The following is a 17399-nucleotide window of genomic DNA, read 5'->3' on the forward strand; positions in this document are numbered from 1 at the left end:
GCATGACCGATCTCTCGACACCGTCGCAGGAGCACGCGCAGCAGGCATCGCGCAGCAGCGTGGGGCCGCCGTTGTGGCTGCTCGCCGAACTCACGTACCGTTGCCCGCTGCATTGCGCGTTCTGCTACAACCCGGTCAACTACACCGACCATCGCGACGAACTGAGCACCGCGCAATGGATCGATGTGTTGCAGCAGGCGCGCAAGCTAGGCGCCGCGCAACTTGGCTTTTCGGGCGGCGAGCCGTTGATGCGAGACGATCTCGAAGAGCTTGTCGCCGAGGCGCACCGGCTCGGCTTCTATACGAACCTGATCACGTCGGGTGTCGGTTTGACGGAGGCACGGCTCGACACGCTCAAGGCCAACGGGCTCGATCACATTCAACTGTCGTTTCAGGACTCGACGCAGGAACTCAACGACTTCCTCAGCAGTACGCGCACGTTCGACCTGAAGAACCGCGTCGCCCGTTCGATCAAGGCGCATGGTTTTCCGATGGTGCTGAACTGCGTGCTGCATCGCTACAACCTGCCGCACGTCGACAAGATCATCGACATGGCGCTGGCGATGGGCGCCGAGTATCTGGAACTCGCGAACACGCAATACTACGGCTGGGCGCACACGAACCGCGCGCAACTGATGCCGACGGCCGAACAGCTGCGCGAAGCGGAGGCGGTGGTCGAGCGTTATCGCAAGGAGATCGGCAACCGCTGCAAGATCTTCTTCGTCGTGCCCGACTACTTCGAAACGCGGCCCAAGCGGTGCATGAACGGCTGGGGCTCGGTGTTTCTCGGCATCGCGCCCGACGGCGCCGCACTGCCCTGTCATTCGGCGCGCTCGCTGCCCGGTCTCACGTTTCCGAACGTGAAGGACACGCCGCTCGAACACATCTGGTTCGACAGCGACGCGTTCAACCGTTTTCGCGGCTTCGAGTGGATGAAGGAGCCGTGCCGCAGTTGCGAAGAAAAGACCAAAGACCTCGGCGGCTGCCGCTGCCAGGCATATCTGCTGACGCAGGACGCAGCCAATGCCGACCCTGTCTGCGACAAGTCTGCGCATCATGAGCAGGTCGTGCGTGTCGTGCGCGAGGCTGCGAACCGTTCGGCCACGCTTGCGCCCGACGAGCAGCCCGTCACGTTCCGCAACGACGCGAACTCGCGACGCCTCACGGCGAGTGCGCGCGAGCCTGCTGCGACGCCCCACAACGAGGGAACGCAATCATGACGACGCCCGCTATTTCCGTGCTCCTCGTCGACGATCATGCCGTCGTGCGCGAAGGCTACCGGAGGCTGCTCGAACTCAGTCCCGATGTACGCGTGGCGGGCGAGGCGGCCGACGCGACGCAGGCTTACCAGCGCTTCTGCGCATTGCAGCCGGATGTCGTCGTGATGGATCTCGCGCTGCCCGGCGCGAGCGGCATCGAAGCAATGCGGCGCATGCTTGCCCGCGAACCCGAAGCGCGTGTGCTGATTTTCAGCGTGCATGAAGAAACGCTCTTCGTGCGGCGCGCATTCGATGCCGGCGCCTCCGGCTATGTGACGAAGGCGAGCGCGCCCGATGTGCTCGTCGAAGCAGTGCGCGCTGTTGCACGTCGCGTACGCTATCTGAGCGCGGATGTTTCGCACGCGCTCGCATTGCGGACGATGTTCAGCGAAGGTCCGCCCGGACGTCAGCTGTCAGCGCGCGAATTCGAAGTGCTGCGTCTGCTCGTGCAGGGCTTTACGCTGCCCGTGATCGCCGAACGGCTCGGCCTGAGCCAGAAGACGATTGCGAATCATCAGTCGGCGATCCGGCAGAAGTTCGGCGCGAACAATGGCGTGCAACTCGTGCAGATTGCACAGCGGCTGGGACTTCAATTCTCGGAACTGGCCACGCCTCACGAGCTTTTCGGTTCGGGGCCGATGGACGCACTCGGCTCGGGCAGTCCGGGCTGAGCCGGCACGCGCGCGCATAGCAACAAGCCGCGCCCCGGCTCGCTTGCCACATGAAACTCGCCGCCCAGCGCTTCGACGCGCTCGCGCATGCCGATCAGCCCTAAACCCGCGCGCGGCTTCGACAGGTCGAGACCCGGACCGTCGTCGGCGACGGTCACGACGATCTCGCCGCTGCGTTCGCTGCCGGCGGGCGCTCTCACCAGATAGATTTCGACGCTCGCCTCGCGCGCGAACTTCGATATGTTCGTCAGCGCTTCCTGCACGAGACGATAGAGCGTGATGTTGAGTGCGTCGGAAAAACCGTCGAAGTCGCCGTCGATGGTGAGCTTGAACGACGCTTCAGGCAGCCTTTCGCGCCACCCGTCCACGCAATGTTCGAGCGCGCTCGGCAGGCCCAGTTCGTCGAGGCCGATGGGCCGCAGTTTGCGGATCATCCCGCCGATCTGCCGATACACGAAGCCCGCGCTTTGCATCACGGCCAGCGACGCGCGGTGAATCTCGCCGCTGTCATTCGACAGATCGCGAATACGCGCGGCGTCGAGTGCGATCGCATTCAGGTATTGCCCCAGTTCATCGTGCAGTTCGCGTGCGAGATGACGGCGCTCGGCTTCCTGTGCTTCGATGACCTGGCTCGCGAGCCGCCGGTTCTCGGCGAGAAGCCGGGCGGCTTCCTGTTCCGCCGCGCGGCGGCGCAACAACTCCTTGTGCGATTCCCGATAGCGCCGCCATGCGAACCACGCAAGGCCCGCCGCGAGCACGAACAGTGTGACGGGCAGTTCGTCGAGTTGATAACGTTCCGCGCGACGGCTCCAGCGATACGCCAGCTCGCTCACGTCGAACACCGAGCACAGCACGCCGACGATCACCGTCAGCACGACGACGCACAGGAAGTCGCGCCATGCAACCGAGCGCGACTCTTTTGCATGCGTCGCGATCTGCGGCGTGCGCGGTGATTCTGCCGCGTCAGCCGCATCCGTGCGACTGTCTGCTGCCTGCCGCTGCTCCGGCTCGCGGTGCGCCGGTCCGGCTGAAGAAAGAGCTTCGGGCATGAGCGTATCGATGATAGCGGTGACTCATTCTACTCACGCAGCAGGCGCTTTTTGCACGGTATTTCCCCGGTTTGGGAAGGGCTCCCGAAAGAATCGGGAAAGCTTCCCGGGCATCACGCGCCTTTCCTATGCGACTCTGCAAGCAACGGTCAGGCAACACGAGGCTTTCATGCGCAGCTCGTGCGTGCCGCCGATACAAGGCTAAAACAACCTGCTGGAGACGACAACGATGAAACCCTCGCGGCGCCGAACGCGGCGCGTCCGTCTGCGTGCTCGCAAGGGCGCATTTCAACTGGTGTTCAGCAGTGCATTGGCCAGCCTGTGTACTGCCGCGTGGTCGCAGGACGCGGCGACACCTTCCGCCGAAGTGCAGCAGACCGCGCAGAACAGCACCGAGCCCGCCGAGATGCCGTCGATCGTCGTGATCGGTACGACGCCGCTGGTCGGCATCGGCACCGCGATCGAACTGGTGCCCGCGAACGTGCAGACGATACGCGGCCGCGAAATCGACCAGCAGCATCCGAATACGCTCACCGACTACTTCGCGAGCAATCTGCAAAGCGTCGATATCAACGACGCGCAAGGCAACCCTTCGCAGATCGACATCAATTACCGCGGCTTTACCGCCTCGCCGCTGCTCGGCACGCCGCAAGGACTGTCGGTGTTCATGGACGGCGTGCGCATCAACGAGCCGTTCGGCGACGTCGTCAACTGGGACCTGATACCGCCCGCTGCCATCGATACGATCCAGCTGATTCCCGGCTCGAATCCGACCTTCGGCCTCAACACGCTGGGCGGCGCGATCGCCATCGCGACCAAGAACGGCAGCAATTCGCCCGGCGGCGAAGCGGAGATCAGCGGCGGCTCGTTCGGACGCAAGACCGCACAGATCCAGCAAGGCGGCGCGATCGGCAACAACCTCGACTACTACTTCACCGGCAATCTGAGCAATGACGACGGCTGGGCCGATCACAACGGCAGCCGTCTGCGCCAGGCATTCGGCAAACTGCGCTATCACGATGCCGATAACACGCTGTCGTTTTCCGCGGGCGCGGCAGACAACACACTCGACGGCTCGCAGACGATCCCGCGTTCGTTTCTCGACAACCGCAAGCAGGCGTACACGTTTCCCGATCAGAACAACAACACGGTCGGCTATCTGACGATTGCCGGCGAGCATTACTTCACGCCCAATGTGCAGCTGAGCGGCACGCTCTACTATCGCCACTATCGCAACGAGAACGTCAGCAGCAACGTCAACGACGATATCCTGGAAGACGACGACGCCGCGCCCGCCACCAACGTGCAATCGACGGTCTTTACGGAGAGTTATGGCGGCAGTCTGCAACTGTCGCTGTTGCAGAATCTGTTCGGCAAGCGCAATGAATTGACGCTGGGCGTCGCCGCCGATCTCGCGAACACGCACTTCACGCAGTCGTCGCAGGACGCGACGTTCACCGACACGCGTGCGACCGTCGGTACGGGTCCGTACGAGCAGACCACGGACGCGAAGACGCGCAACGAAACCTACGGCATCTATTTCACGGATACCTTCTCGTTCAACGAAGAGTGGGCGATGACGCTGGCGGGCCGCTACAACTGGTCGCGCGCGACGATCGGCGACGAGAGCGGCGTGCAGCCGCTGCTCGACGGACGCCATGTGTTTTCGCGCTTCAATCCTGCCGTCGGCATCAACTGGAATCCGACCGAAACCTTCACCGCTTACGCGACCTACAACGAAGGGATGCGCTCGCCGACATCGATCGAACTCGCGTGCGCAGACCCCGCCGCGCCCTGCTCGCTGCCGAACGACTTCATCGCGGACCCTGCCCTTCAACCCGTCATTTCGAAGACCTTCGAAGTCGGCGCGCGTGGACGGCTCGGCAGCAGCACGACATGGAGCGCGGCGGTGTATCGCACGACGCTCGACGACGACATCCAGTTCGTCAGCAGCAATGGCGCGGCCAGCACGCTCGGGTATTTTCAGAACGTCGGCAAGACGCGCCGCCAGGGCTTCGAACTGGCGGGCCGCACGAAGTACGGCAAGGTGGGCGTGAGCGCGAGCTATAGCTATGTCGACGCGACCTATCAGTCGACCTGGACTGAGAGCAGCGCGAGCAATTCGAGCGCGGACGCGAACGGCAACATTACCGTGCATTCCGGCGACCGCATTCCCGGCATTCCGCAGAACACGGTGAAGCTGCGCATCGACTACACGCCGATCGCGGCATGGAACATCGGGACGAACCTCACGTATCGCGGCAGCATTTTCGCGCGCGGCGACGAGAACAATCAGGACGTCAACGGCACGGTGGCCGGCTACTTTCTGATCGATCTCGATACGACGTACAACGTGACGAAGCAGCTTCAGGTGTTCGCGACCGTCAAGAATCTGCTGAACAAGCACTATGCGAACTTCGCGATTCTCGGCCAAAACTTCTTCAACGGACCGAACCACACGTTCGATCCGACGGGCGTCACCAACGAGCAGTTTCTTGGCATCGGTGCGCCGCGCGGCGTGTGGGTCGGCTTGAGGTATGCGTGGAAGTGAGATGCACGGCGACGGCCGTTTATGCATCCGGCCGTCGCAGTCGATGCATGACGCCTAGCGCGATTCGATCGACCCCTGACTCGGCGGCGACGTCACGATGCCCCACGCCAGCGGCAAATCGCCAATCTGGCTGACCGTCTGATAGTTGTTCTTCGCGTCCAGCACGAAGACGGCATTCGAGCGGCCGCACGCCATCAGCACCTTCGAGCCATCGGGCGTGAAGCTGAAATGCCAGCAGCGCTGACCGACGGGCGCATCGGCCACATGCTCGTAGGTCTTCGCATCGAACACCTGCAAGGTCTTGTCGCGCGCGGCGGCGACCAGCAGATGCTTGCCCGACGGATCGAATGCGACGCCGTACGGTCCCATCTTCGTGTCGACCGTCTTTACCGGCTTGAGCGTGCCTGCATCGAGCACGACGAATTTGTTGGTGTTCTCCAGCGTCACCACGTATTGCTTGCCGTCCGGCGACGCCTTGATGCCGCGCGGCCGCGAACCCTTGTCCAGCTTCAGGGTACGCACCGGCTTACCCGTGCCCGTGTGATACACGGAAACGGTATCGTCGCCTTCGTTCGTCACGAGCAGTTCGCGACCGTCCGGCGAAAACTCGACGCCTTCCGTTTCATGCCCGCTTTTCACGGAGCGCACCACTTTCATCGTCTTCAGATCGACGATGGCGACTTCGGCCGGCGGGCTGTTCGCATCGTCATCGTCGTCGTGCCCACCCTTGCCGCCCTTGCCGCCCGCGGCTTCCGTTTCAGGTTTGCCCTCGGGCTTGCCTTCGGCTTTGCCCGCATCCTGATTCGCAGCCTGCGGCGGCGGGCCGCTTTCGCCAGGCTCGTACGTGACATACGCGAAGCCGTGACGCACGCGCACGAACTCAGGGTTTTTGCCAATCTTCACGCGCGCGACCACTTTGTCCGTCGACGTGTCGATCACCGAGAGGTCGCCGGACTTGTTCGCGACCAGCAGCCTGTGGCCGTCCGCCGTCAGGCTCAGGCCGCGCGGACCGTCCTTGCCCAGGTCGATCGTCTTCGTGAGCGTCATCTGGTCGAGGTCGATCACGCCGACGCCGTTCGTCTCGCTCGTCACGTACGCGACGGCGGCCGCCGACGCCGCGCCTGCACCCGCTCCGAGAAGAACGGCGAGCGCGACGGAGGCCGCCACGCGTGTGAGTCTGCGAGTATGTCCGATAGTGCAATGCATCGATGTCTCCTGCGGAGTGTTGTTCGATGGGCCCGCGTCGAATTGCGCGGACCATGTTCGTTGTGCCGCAAGGGCGAATTCACCCAGGCTCAAGTTAGCGCATCGCGCGCCCGGATGACAGCGTGCAAGCCCGGGAGTTTTTCCCGAAATCGACGAACGCGCGCCGCTCAATGCGCGGTGTCCGGTTCGGACGCGAGCAGCCCGACGAGCGCATCGACACCGCGCTGCCACGACCGGTCGGTGTTGCCCCGAATATCGACGGAACGCTGGAACACAACCTGCCCGCTCGCCGTGTCTTCGATGCGCAAATTGATGTTGAGGATCAGGTTGCTGATCTTCTGCACCCAGCACACGCCGACGCGCTGCGTGCCGAGCCGGCGAGCGACCTGCAGTTCGCAGCCATTGCAGGCGCTCAGGTCCTGGGTTGATTTGAACTGGTCGATGAGGGTGGCCGCCGGACGATTGTCCGCGACCTTGTACAGGCCGCGCTGATCGACGAGCGTGCGGAGCTGCGCACTCGCCATCGTGGCGCGCGCCTGCTGCGACTGGGTGACGGAGGGATCGTTATAGGCCGCGTTGTCGTCGAGTACGACGCAGTCCAGCAACGCGATGGCGGGCGGCGCAGCCGCGACTGTCACCGAAACGGTACACAGTGCGGCGCCGGCAGCGAGCAGACTGAACAGCGTGCGCGCTCGCCGCAGTGTGGGGCTGTAGCGGGTTCGGCAGACGGTCAACGCAGCAGGCCCTCCACGATCGATTGGCGCGTAGGGCGAGCGCAATCGATGCGCCAGCCTTCGCGACCATCGTGAAGCAGATTACGGGCCCGAACGTTGCCGTGTAAGCAGCGTGCGTGCTACGTGCAGCGAAGCTTACGCTTCGATAGCGGGGTCGGCGATCTGCGCAGCGGCTTCGGCGGCGAGCGCCTTGCCGACTTCGTCGGCGAAACGCTGCAGCGAAGAAAGCGGCCCGCAGACGCTGTGATACATCTGACTGCCGATCTGCGCGTCGAGCAACACCTGCATGCCGGACTTCTTCGCCATTTCGATCAGATCCACCTGAACCTCCTTGCCGGGTACGCGCCTATCGCGTCAACATCAGCGTATCCCGTCAAAATGACCGCCATTCCAATGAATAGAGGCCAAGGTTCGGATCAATTTACCTCTTTCGGCGGCCACGCCGCCCAAGGCTATTTCAGCGGCGCCGGAACGACGGGCCGCGACGCCAACGGCGGCTCCTTCGAGGCCAGATCGGCTTTCGCCGCGCGCGAGGTGTCCGCGCTTCTGATCGAAAACCCGAATGTATTCACGCCGCCGAGACTGCGCGCGAATACCACGCCGCCGTGCATCTCGGCGACCGCCTTGACGATCGCAAGCCCGAGCCCGTGATTCTCGCGGCTGTTCGTACGCGACAGTTCCGCGCGATAAAAGCGGTCGAACACGTGGTCGAGCACCTCGCCCACGATAGGCGCACCGGGATTCGCGACGGCGACCCAGACGCGCCCCCCCTCGCGCGAAATCGTCACCTTGATCGCAGCGCCCGGCGTGCAGTGGTGAATCGCGTTGATCAGCAGATTCGCGCACGCCCGGCCGAACAGCGAGCGGTTGACGCGAGCAGCGGCGTCGCCATGCAATTCCGCCTGCACGTGCGCCTCTTCCATCGGCATTTCGAGGAACTCGACGGTGCGCGCCACTTCCGTCGCGAGCGACACTTCGACCAGTTCCGTCGCGCGTTCGCCCTGGTCCGCGCGCGCGAGAAACAGCATGTCGTTGATGATGCCGCGCATGCGCTCGAACTCTTCGAGATTCGATTGCAGCGTGCGGCGCAGATCGTCGACCGAGCGATTGCGCGTCAACGCGACCTGCGTCTGCCCGATCAGGATCGTGACGGGCGTGCGCAATTCGTGCGCGACATCGGCATTGAACGACTCGAGACGAACATAGGCCTGATCGAGCCGCTCGAGCGCGCCGTTGAACGAATGCGCAAGGTCGTTCAGTTCGAACGGCAGCTCGGTTGTGCGCAGCCGCTGCGAGCGATTGTCGGCGCTCACCTCGGATGCATCGACCGTCAACCGGCGCAACGGCGCAAGACCGATGCGCGTGACCCAGTAGCTCAGCAGCGACGCGCCGAACGCACCGAGCGCCGACAACGCGGCCAACGCGAGACCGAATTCGCGCAACGCCTGCTCGGTCGGCGCGTAACTGGTCGCGACCTGCAACTGCACCTGCGGCCGCTCGCCGTTCGGCGGAATGGTGAGCGTGCGCGTGAGCAGATCGTGGCCGGTGCCGTTGTCCGTGACGCGCGCATAGTCGCCGCGCCATTGCTCGGCGATCGTGCCCGTCACGGGGTGTCCGTAATTGAAGAGCGGGGTCGTGCTCGAAATCGAATAGAGACTGGTGCCGTCGCGCGGCGTCATGTCACCGAGCTTTTCCTGCGCGATGCGCCACTTGTCGCGATTGATCGCGTGATGCACGATGATCCGCGCCACTTCCGTGCGGCTATCCAGTGAATCGCGCAAACGCTGTTCGAGTTGCGAGCGCAGCACGAGGAACAGCCCCGTGTCCACCAGCGTAAAGACGGACAGTGCGACGAGCGCGAACAGCAACGCGAGGCGCCGCGCAATGGAACGGGTCGAGCGAATCATGTTGCCTCCGCTTCCTCTCTGACTTCGAGCACGTAGCCCATGCCGCGCATCGTGTGCAGCAGCTTGGTCGGAAACGGCCCGTCGAGCTTCGCGCGCAGCCGCTTGATCGCCGTCTCGACGACGTTCGTATGGCTGTCGAAGTTCACATCCCACACCAGTTCCGTGATCATCGCCTTCGACAGGATATCGCCCTGCCGGCGCGCGAGCACACTCAGCAACTGGAACTCTTTCGCGGTCAGATCGAGCCGCACGCCGCCGCGCGTCGCACGTCTTCCGATCAGATCGACATACAGATCGCCGACGCAGATCAGCGTCGATTCCTGCACGCGCGTGCGCCTTGCGAGCGCATGCAGACGCTCCACCAGTTCGAGGAACGAGAACGGCTTGGTCAGGTAGTCGTCGGCGCCTTCGCGCAAGCCCCGTACGCGGTCGTTCACGTGATCGCGCGCGGTGAGCATGATGACGGGCGTCGACTTGCGCATGCGCAGCGCCTTGAGCACGCTGAGGCCGTCGCGCTTGGGCAGCATCACATCGAGCACGATGATGTCGTAGTCGAACTCGGACGCGAGATGCAGACCCTCTTCGCCGTCGAGCGCGACGTCGACCACCCAGCCCTGCTCCGTCAGGCCACGGCGCAGATAGTCGACGACCTTGAATTCATCCTCCACGATGAGCAGCTTCATGCGCGCTCCTTTGTATTGTCTTCCTCATTATAAGTAGGCTTTTCAAACGTGTTCAGCCCGTCCTTTACAGTCGGTTTTCAGTTCGGTGCTTCCTTTGCGGCTTCCTTGACCGTGTTGCTCCCGGCGCCCGCTTCCTGCACATCCCATCCGCCGCCCAATGCCTTCACGAGCGCGACCGAAGTCGTCATCTGCTGACCGTGAATCTGCACGTCCTGGCGCTCGCTCGTCAGCAGCGATTGCTGCGCGGTGATCACGTCGAGATACGCGACCAGTCCGCCCGAATAGCGATCGTTGGCGAGCGACAGCAGCCGCTGCGCATCGGCGACGGCATCGTGCGACTGCGAAGCGGCGCGGTCGAGGACGGAAAGCCCCGTGATCCCGTCCTGCACCTGCTGGAACGCCGTCAGCACAGCCTGCCGGTAGTTGGCCTGCGCGGCCTGATAACCCTGGTTGGCGAAATCGACATTGGCGGCGCGGCGGCCGCCGTCGAACACGACCTGACCGAGCGCGGCGCCGAGCGACCACATCAGGCTCGGCGCACTGAGCAGATTCGCGAACTCCGTGCTCTGCCAGCCGATGCCCGGCGTCAACGTCAGGCTCGGAAAGAACGCTGCCTTGGCGACGCCGATCTGCGCATTCGCCGACGCCATCACGCGTTCCGCCGACGCGATGTCCGGCCGCCGCTGCAACAGATCGCTCGGCAAACCGAGGGGTATCGCGGGCACGGGATACCCGACCACTTGCGATTCGATCGAAAACTGCGGCGCGGGCACGGCGACGAGCGCCGCGATTGCATGTTCGAACTGTTCCCGCTGCGTGACGAGAAGCTGCGCCTGCACGCGCGTCTGATCGAGCAGCGACTTCTGCTGCAACACGTCGAGCCCTGAAACAGAGCCGAGATCGTGTTCCGTCGTCACATAGTCGAGCGCTTTCTGTTGCAGTTGCACCGAGCGGTTCAGCACGTCGATCTCGGCATCGAGTTCGCGCATCGAGAAGTAGTCGGTGGCGAGGTCCGTGGTCAGCACGAGCCGCGCATTCGCGAGATCGTCGCGCGACTGTTCCGCCGATGCCTGCGCGCCTTCCACATCGCGCCGGATGCGGCCGAACAGATCGACGTCGTAGTTGATCGTCGGGCCGATCTGAAGATTGTTCTGCACCGTCGACTGGTTCGGCACCGCGTAGTTCGTCACGGGCCGGTTCTTCGAGACCCGTTCGCGCGCCGCCGATGCCGACAGATCGACTTCGGGAATCAGTTGCGCGCGTGTGTTGGCGAGCGTCGCGCGCGCCTGCGCGTAGTGCGCGCTGGCGGCGACGAGTGTCTGGTTTTGCGCGAGCGCCTGCGTTTCGAGGCGATCGAGCGTGGCGTCGCCGAACGCCTTCCACCAGTCGGGCGCGAGCGGCGCATGCGAGGGCTGCGCGAGACGCCAGTACGAATCCGTATGCCACGCAGGCGGCGCGTCCGTCAGCGGCGTCTTGTAATCGGGGCCGACCGTGCACCCGCACAGCGCCGCCGCCAGAGCGAGCGTGCCGTATGTGCGGAGTCGTGCGGCATGGATGAGCGTGTTCACGACGCCGCCTTGCCCTTGGCCTGCGATTGCGAATGCGGCTGCGTCACTTCGACATGGTCGCCGTCTTCGATCGAATCGCTCGGGTTGATGATCACGCGGTCGTTCGGCTCGATGCCGCTTTCGATTTCGAGCGTCTGCCCGAGATCCTGCGCAATCGCCACCTTGCGCAGATGCACGACGCCGTCGTTATCGACGACTGCAAGCCTCGGCCCTTCCGCACGGAACAGCAGCGCGTTGCCGGGCACCGACAGTTGCGCGCGTGCGCCCGACGGCAATGCGACCTGCACGTAGGCGCCGGGCCTCAGCTTGCCGTCCGGATTGTGCAGCGTCACTTCCACTTGCAACGACCGCGTGGGCACATCGATCGCACCCGAAATGTTCGCAATGCGCCCGTGAAACTGCTGGCCCGGCAACTCCGCCTGCGTGACGACCACGTCTTCACCGACCTTGATGTTCTGCGCATAGGCTTGCGGCAATTGCACATACACGCGCAACGGGTCCGACTGCGCGAGTGCGAAGAGTGCCCGGCTCGTGCCGCTGCCCGCATCGATCAGATCGCCCACGTCCACATTGCGCTGCGTTACCACGCCTGCGAACGGCGCGACGATGCGCTTGAAGCTTTCCAGTTGGCGCAAGCGCTTCACGTTGGCCTCGGCGGCGGCGAGATTGGCGACGTCCTGCGAGTAGGTGCTTTGCCGTTCGTCGAGTTCCTGTTGCGAGACGGCGTCGCGCTGACGCAGTTGCTGCCAGCGTTCATACGAACTCTTCGCGAGCCCGAGGCTCGACTGGATCTGGTCGCGTTGCGCAACCGCCTGCGCGAGTTCCTGATCGATCTCCGGTGTATCCAGTTCGGCGAGCAATTGGCCTTCTTTTACGCGTGCGCCGATGTCGGCATACCAGCGCAGCAGATAACCCGTCGCGCGCGCGTAGATCGGCGATTCGACATAGCCGCGCAACGTCCCCGGCAACACCGTCACGCCGCTCGCACCATCCGCTTGCGTGGGCGTCACGACGTCGACGTATTGCCGCGCGTTTTGCTGCGTCATCTGCGCGACTGAACGGTCCTGCACGATGTTCGCGATCACGGTGCGCAACGCGCCTATCGCGAGCAGAAGCAGCACGATCACGATCGCGATCTTCGCGCGGCGCCACTCGCGATGGCGCGGCGGCAACGCGTGCCCATCCTGGGTTTCACGCGCGGGAATCGCTAGCGAAGAGTGAGTCTTTTCAGTCATCTCAATCGTCCGTGTTCGGGCTGTGTCCGTGTGCGTCGTCACGGTCGTTGCGTGGATGGGTGGCGCCGTGCGGTTCGTCGTGCTCGCGTCGTGCCTTGCGATGCGCGAGCCGGCTATGGATGCCTGCGAACAGCAACGGCACGAAGAAGAGCGTCGATACCGTCGCGAACAACAGGCCGCCGATCACCGCGCGGCCGAGCGGCGCATTCTGTTCGGCGCCTTCGCCCAGGCCGAGCGCCATCGGCACCATGCCGATGATCATGGCGAACGCGGTCATCAACACGGGCCGGATGCGGCTTGCGCCGGCTTCGAGCGCGGCCGTGAGCGGCGGCGCGCCCGCCGTCAGACGTTGACGCGCGAACGAGACCATCAGAATGCTGTTCGCCGTGGCGACGCCCATCGTCATGATCGCGCCCGTCAGCGCAGGCACGCTCAGATGCGTGCCCGTCAGGAACAGCATCCACACGATGCCCGCCAATGCAGCCGGCAACGCGCTCACGATGATGAGCGGATCGATCCCCGACTGGAAGTTCACGACGATCAGCAGATACACGAGCACGATCGCCATGGCGACGCCGATGCCGAGTCCGAAGTACGACGTGCGCATCGTCTGTACCTGGCCGCGAATCGCGATCTGGCTGCCACGCGGCAAACTCGCACGCGCCTGATCGACGAGCTTTTCGATCTGCCGGTCGACGCTGCCGAGATCGCGTCCCTCGACGCTGACGAACACATCGATCACGGGGCGGATGTTGTAGTGCGTGACCATCGCGAACTGGTTCTGCGACGACACTTGCACGAGATTGCCGAGCAGTTGTGTCGGTCCCGTCGACGATGCCGACACCGGCGTGCGCAACAACTGATCCACCGACGAAATCTGATATTGCGGCGTCTGCACCGCGAGGTTGTACTCGACGCCATTGCGCGGGTTGAACCAGAAACCCGGTGAGGTCTGCGAACTGCCCGACAGCGAAATCAGCACGTTTTGCGCGACGTTGTTCGCATTCAGATTGAGCTGCTGCAAACGCGTGCGGTCCATCTGCAGATTGATCACGGGCTCGTCGAGTTTCTGCTGGATATGCGAGTCGACGGCGCCGGGAATCGTGCGGACCTCTTTGAGCAGTTTTCTCGCGATCTCCAGATTCCCCTCCTGATTCGAGCCGACGATCTGCACATCGACGGCAGCGGGCAAACCGAAGTTGAGAATCTGCGTGACGATGTCGGCCGGTTGAAAAAAGAACTCGGTGCCCGGGAAGCGCTGCGGCAACAGCGCGCGCAAGCGGTCGATATAGTCGAGGCTCGGCTTGTGGTCTTCGTTCAGTGCGAGCTGGATTTCGCCGTCGAGCGTGCCGATCGTCCCTGCGTTACTGTACGAGAGATTGATGCCGCTATAGGGCAAGCCGAGATTGTCGAGCACCGTGCCCAGTTCGTCGCGTGGAATCACTTCGCGCACCACGCGCTCGACCTGATCGGCGAGCCGTGCCGTTTCTTCGATGCGCGTGCCCGTCGGCGCCCGCATGTGCAGGCGTATCTGGCCCGCGTCGACGCGCGGAAAGAAGTCTTCGCCCAACACGACGGTCAGCGCCAGAGAGACCACGCAAAAGCCGAGGAACAGCGTGCCGAACAGCCGGCGCCGCACCAGCAGACTGCTGAGCACCATGATGTACGCGGCGCGCATCGTCTCGAAGCTGCGGTCGAAACGACGATGCAGACGCACGAACAGGTTGGGCCGCGCGTTCGGATCGTGCTTGTGCGCGTGGCCCATCAGCAGCATCGCGAGCGTCGGCACGAGGGTTCTCGACAGCACGTACGAAGCCAGCATCGCGAACACCACGGCTTCCGCGAGCGGCACGAACAGATAACGCGCCACGCCCGTCAGGAAGAACATCGGTACGAACACGATACAGATGCAGAGGGTCGACACGAGCGCGGGAATCGCGATCTCGCCCGCGCCATCCAGAATCGCATCATGCAGATTCGTGCCCATGTGCAGATGCCGTTCGATGTTCTCGATCGTGACGGTAGCGTCGTCGACCAGAATTCCGACCGCCAGCGCGAGGCCGCCCAGCGTCATGATGTTGATCGTCTGTCCGAGCGCATGCAGCGCGATCAGCGAAGTCAGAATGGAGAGCGGAATCGAGATCGCGATGATGCAGGTGCTGCGCCAGTTGCCAAGAAACAGCAGGATCATCGCGGCCGTCAGTGCGGCGGCGATCACGGCCTCGCGGACCACGCCGCGAATCGCGGCCTTCACGAACACCGACTGATCGAACAGCGGCGTGACCTTGAGATCGGGCGGCAGCGCGGCCTGTGCATTCGGCAAAAGGTCGCGCAGCGTATTGACGATCGACAGCGTCGATGCACTGCCGGTTTTCAGAATTGAAATCAGCACGCCGCGCCGGCCGTTCTCGCGCACGATGTTCGTCTGTGGAGAGAAGCCGTCGCGCACATGCGCCACTTCGCGCAGATAGGTCGTTGCGCCGTTCACCGTGCGCACGGGGATGTCGTTCAGGCCCGCGACCGTCGTCGGCGAGCCGTTCATGTTGACCGTGTATTCCTTGGGGCCGATTTTTGCAGTGCCCGTCGGCAGGATCAGGTTTTGCGCGTTGACGGCATTGACGACGTCAAGCGGTGTGAGCCCCTTTGCGAGCAGCGCGCGTGTGTCGAGATCGACGGAAATCAGACGGCTCTTGCCGCCATACGGATACGGCACGGCTGCGCCCGGAATCGTCACGAGCTGCGGGCGCAGGAAGTTGAGCGCCGTATCGTTCAGGTCCTGCTCGGAAAGCCGCGGGCTCGACAAACCCAGTTGAATGACAGGAATGCTCGACGCCGAATAGCTGATGACGAGCGGCGGCGTCGCTCCGGGTGGCATCTGCTTGAGCTGCGCCTGCTCGACGGCGACGGTCTGCGCGATGGCCGTCTGGATGTTCGCATTCGGCTGCAGGAACAGCTTGATGATCGCGATGCCGGCGAGCGATTGCGACTCGATGTGCTCGATGTCGTTGACCGTCGTCGTCAGGCTGCGCTCGTTGACGGACGTCATGCGGTTCGCCATGTCCTGCGCGGACAGACCCGTGTAGTTCCAGATGATGCTGACGACGGGAATGTTGATTTCCGGCAGCACGTCGACGGGCGTGGTGAACAGCACGAATGGCGTCGCCAGCACGATCAGTATGGCCATCACGATGAACGTGTATGGCCGCTTCAATGCGAGATTGACGATCCACATAAAGGCGTTGGTATCCGGAAGAAGCGCGCGAGCGTGACATGAGGCGGCGGCGGCAGTCTCTTGCTGTGCGTCCGCGGCGACCTGGTGTAAATGCTAGTTCGGTAGCCCCAACAAGCCGATGACGCGAAAATGGCAGTTTTGCCATATTCGATGTGCCGGGATCTTCGCCATGCGCAGCGCGGCTGCCGTCGATCCCATGCCACAAGGACTTTGCGAGGCACGCGTCTTGCAGGTCCGGTAATCGACCGTAAGATTTATAGTGGTGAGTCACCGCTGAACAAAAAGGCCAACATGAAGCGCTTTTCGATGATCCGCGAGTTTCATCTCGCCGACTGGTTCACGCTCGGCAATGCCGTGTGCGGCACGGGCGCGCTGTTTTCGATGATGAGTTACATCGGCAGCGAGGAAGTGATGCACGTGTATTTCGCCAGTGCACTCGTGTTTGCCGCGCTCGTGTTCGACGTGCTGGATGGACGCATCGCGCGCTGGCGACAGAAGGCTTCGCTGCTGGGCAAGGAACTGGATTCGCTGGCGGATGTGATCTCGTTCGGCGTTGCACCGGCCATCATCGGCTATGGATGTGGAATGCGCGGGCTTTATGACCGCGTTCTGCTTGCGTACTTCGTCGCGTGCGGCGTGTCGCGGCTTGCGCGCTATAACGTGACGACGGAGACGATGTCGGGCGGAACGGGGAAAGTCACGCACTTCGAAGGCACGCCCATCCCGACATCGTTCGCTCTCGTGCTGCTGCTCGCCATCGCCGCGTGGCAAGGGGCTCTCGGTCCGCAATTATGGTTCGGCGAATGGCGTATCGCAGGTCATGTACTGCATCCATTGACGCTGGTGTATGGAATCTCCGGATCGCTGATGATCAGCCGCATCCGCATTCCGAAACCGTGATAGTCAAATGGATCAATTGCCCTTGTAGAGCGTGTGATTCAGTTGATCGAGTTGCCCGTCGCGTTCGGACTGGATCAATTGCTGACGTACGTCCTGCCGCGACACCGGGTCGTTGCGCGCACCTTGGGCCGCGCTGCCCCAGTTGACGCCGCCCTGGCCCGTATCCGTTGCCGGATTCGTCGATTGCGCCTGGCTCTGATCCATCGGCTGGCTGTCGTTGGGCGTGTCCTGAGCATAAGCGCCCGACATGGCTGCCACGCCTGCCGTTACCACGAGACTGAGAAGAAGTTGCTTCATTTCGAGGCTCCTTGATCGCGAGAGACTGTGCAGCGAATGCGAACCTTGCAGGTGGCTCGCGACACCTGCAACGTCACTTTCACTCTACGCCTCGTCGCTGGCGCAAC

14 protein-coding genes are annotated in these 17399 nt (G+C 63.3%); 4 read left to right on the forward strand and 10 right to left on the reverse strand.

The window, feature by feature from the left end; all coding sequences use genetic code 11:
* Positions 1–2 precede the first annotated feature (2 nt).
* Both pqqE and G3N95_RS35340 read left to right on the forward strand, forming a co-directional pair.
* Entirely contained in the window at positions 3–1220 is a 1218-nt protein-coding gene (gene pqqE / locus G3N95_RS35335; RefSeq protein WP_205974722.1) for a pyrroloquinoline quinone biosynthesis protein PqqE, read from the forward strand.
* Entirely contained in the window at positions 1217–1930 is a 714-nt protein-coding gene (locus G3N95_RS35340; protein WP_205974723.1) for a response regulator transcription factor, read from the forward strand. Before pqqE ends, G3N95_RS35340 begins: the two co-directional genes overlap by 4 nt.
* Here the strand turns inward: G3N95_RS35340 and G3N95_RS35345 are convergent.
* Complete coding sequence (locus tag G3N95_RS35345) at positions 1873–2979, reverse strand: ATP-binding protein (protein WP_205974724.1); 1107 nt, start codon at positions 2977–2979, stop codon at positions 1873–1875. The genes G3N95_RS35340 and G3N95_RS35345 overlap by 58 nt on opposite strands.
* A 229-nt stretch (positions 2980–3208) precedes the next feature.
* Between G3N95_RS35345 and G3N95_RS35350 the strand changes: the two genes are divergently transcribed.
* The gene (locus G3N95_RS35350; protein ID WP_205974725.1) at positions 3209–5530 is read left to right on the forward strand and encodes a TonB-dependent receptor; all 2322 of its coding nucleotides are present in this window, start codon (positions 3209–3211) and stop codon (positions 5528–5530) included.
* Positions 5531–5584: 54 nt separating this feature from the next.
* Here the strand turns inward: G3N95_RS35350 and G3N95_RS35355 are convergent, their stop codons facing one another.
* From G3N95_RS35355 to G3N95_RS35390, 8 genes are all read right to left on the reverse strand, one after another.
* Positions 5585–6736 carry a cytochrome D1 domain-containing protein gene (locus G3N95_RS35355; RefSeq protein WP_205974726.1) on the reverse strand — a complete coding sequence of 384 codons (1152 nt, stop codon included), beginning with the start codon at positions 6734–6736 and terminating at the stop codon, positions 5585–5587.
* A 167-nt stretch (positions 6737–6903) separates the two neighbouring features.
* Positions 6904–7470 (reverse strand): DUF3280 domain-containing protein, encoded by a 567-nt coding sequence (locus tag G3N95_RS35360; RefSeq protein WP_241019138.1) that lies wholly within the window; start codon positions 7468–7470, stop codon positions 6904–6906.
* A gap of 135 nt (positions 7471–7605) precedes the next feature.
* The gene (locus tag G3N95_RS35365) at positions 7606–7791 is read right to left on the reverse strand and encodes a hypothetical protein (protein WP_205974727.1); all 186 of its coding nucleotides are present in this window, start codon (positions 7789–7791) and stop codon (positions 7606–7608) included.
* A 131-nt stretch (positions 7792–7922) separates the two neighbouring features.
* Positions 7923–9377: a heavy metal sensor histidine kinase gene (locus G3N95_RS35370; protein WP_205974728.1), complete on the reverse strand. Its 1455-nt coding sequence runs from the start codon at positions 9375–9377 to the stop codon at positions 7923–7925.
* Entirely contained in the window at positions 9374–10060 is a 687-nt protein-coding gene (locus G3N95_RS35375) for a heavy metal response regulator transcription factor (RefSeq protein ID WP_012405706.1), read from the reverse strand. Before G3N95_RS35375 ends, G3N95_RS35370 begins: the two co-directional genes overlap by 4 nt.
* Before the next feature lie 77 nt (positions 10061–10137).
* A complete protein-coding gene (locus G3N95_RS35380) occupies positions 10138–11628 on the reverse strand; it encodes an efflux transporter outer membrane subunit (protein WP_205974729.1) in 1491 nt (496 codons plus the stop codon).
* Complete coding sequence (locus tag G3N95_RS35385) at positions 11625–12863, reverse strand: efflux RND transporter periplasmic adaptor subunit (RefSeq protein ID WP_205974730.1); 1239 nt, start codon at positions 12861–12863, stop codon at positions 11625–11627. Before G3N95_RS35385 ends, G3N95_RS35380 begins: the two co-directional genes overlap by 4 nt.
* Position 12864: 1 nt before the next feature.
* Positions 12865–16095 (reverse strand): efflux RND transporter permease subunit, encoded by a 3231-nt coding sequence (locus G3N95_RS35390; protein WP_205974731.1) that lies wholly within the window; start codon positions 16093–16095, stop codon positions 12865–12867.
* A gap of 291 nt (positions 16096–16386) precedes the next feature.
* Between G3N95_RS35390 and G3N95_RS35395 the strand changes: the two genes are divergently transcribed.
* Positions 16387–16995 (forward strand): CDP-alcohol phosphatidyltransferase family protein, encoded by a 609-nt coding sequence (locus tag G3N95_RS35395; protein WP_205974732.1) that lies wholly within the window; start codon positions 16387–16389, stop codon positions 16993–16995.
* 12 nt (positions 16996–17007) lie between these two features.
* On the opposite strand, the gene G3N95_RS35400 is transcribed toward G3N95_RS35395, so the two are convergent.
* On the reverse strand, positions 17008–17292 hold the full coding sequence (locus G3N95_RS35400) for a hypothetical protein (protein WP_205974733.1): 285 nt from the start codon (positions 17290–17292) through the stop codon (positions 17008–17010).
* Positions 17293–17399 lie beyond the last annotated feature (107 nt).

The organism is Paraburkholderia sp. Tr-20389 (assembly GCF_017104565.1).
Taxonomy (GTDB): Bacteria; Pseudomonadota; Gammaproteobacteria; order Burkholderiales; family Burkholderiaceae; genus Paraburkholderia.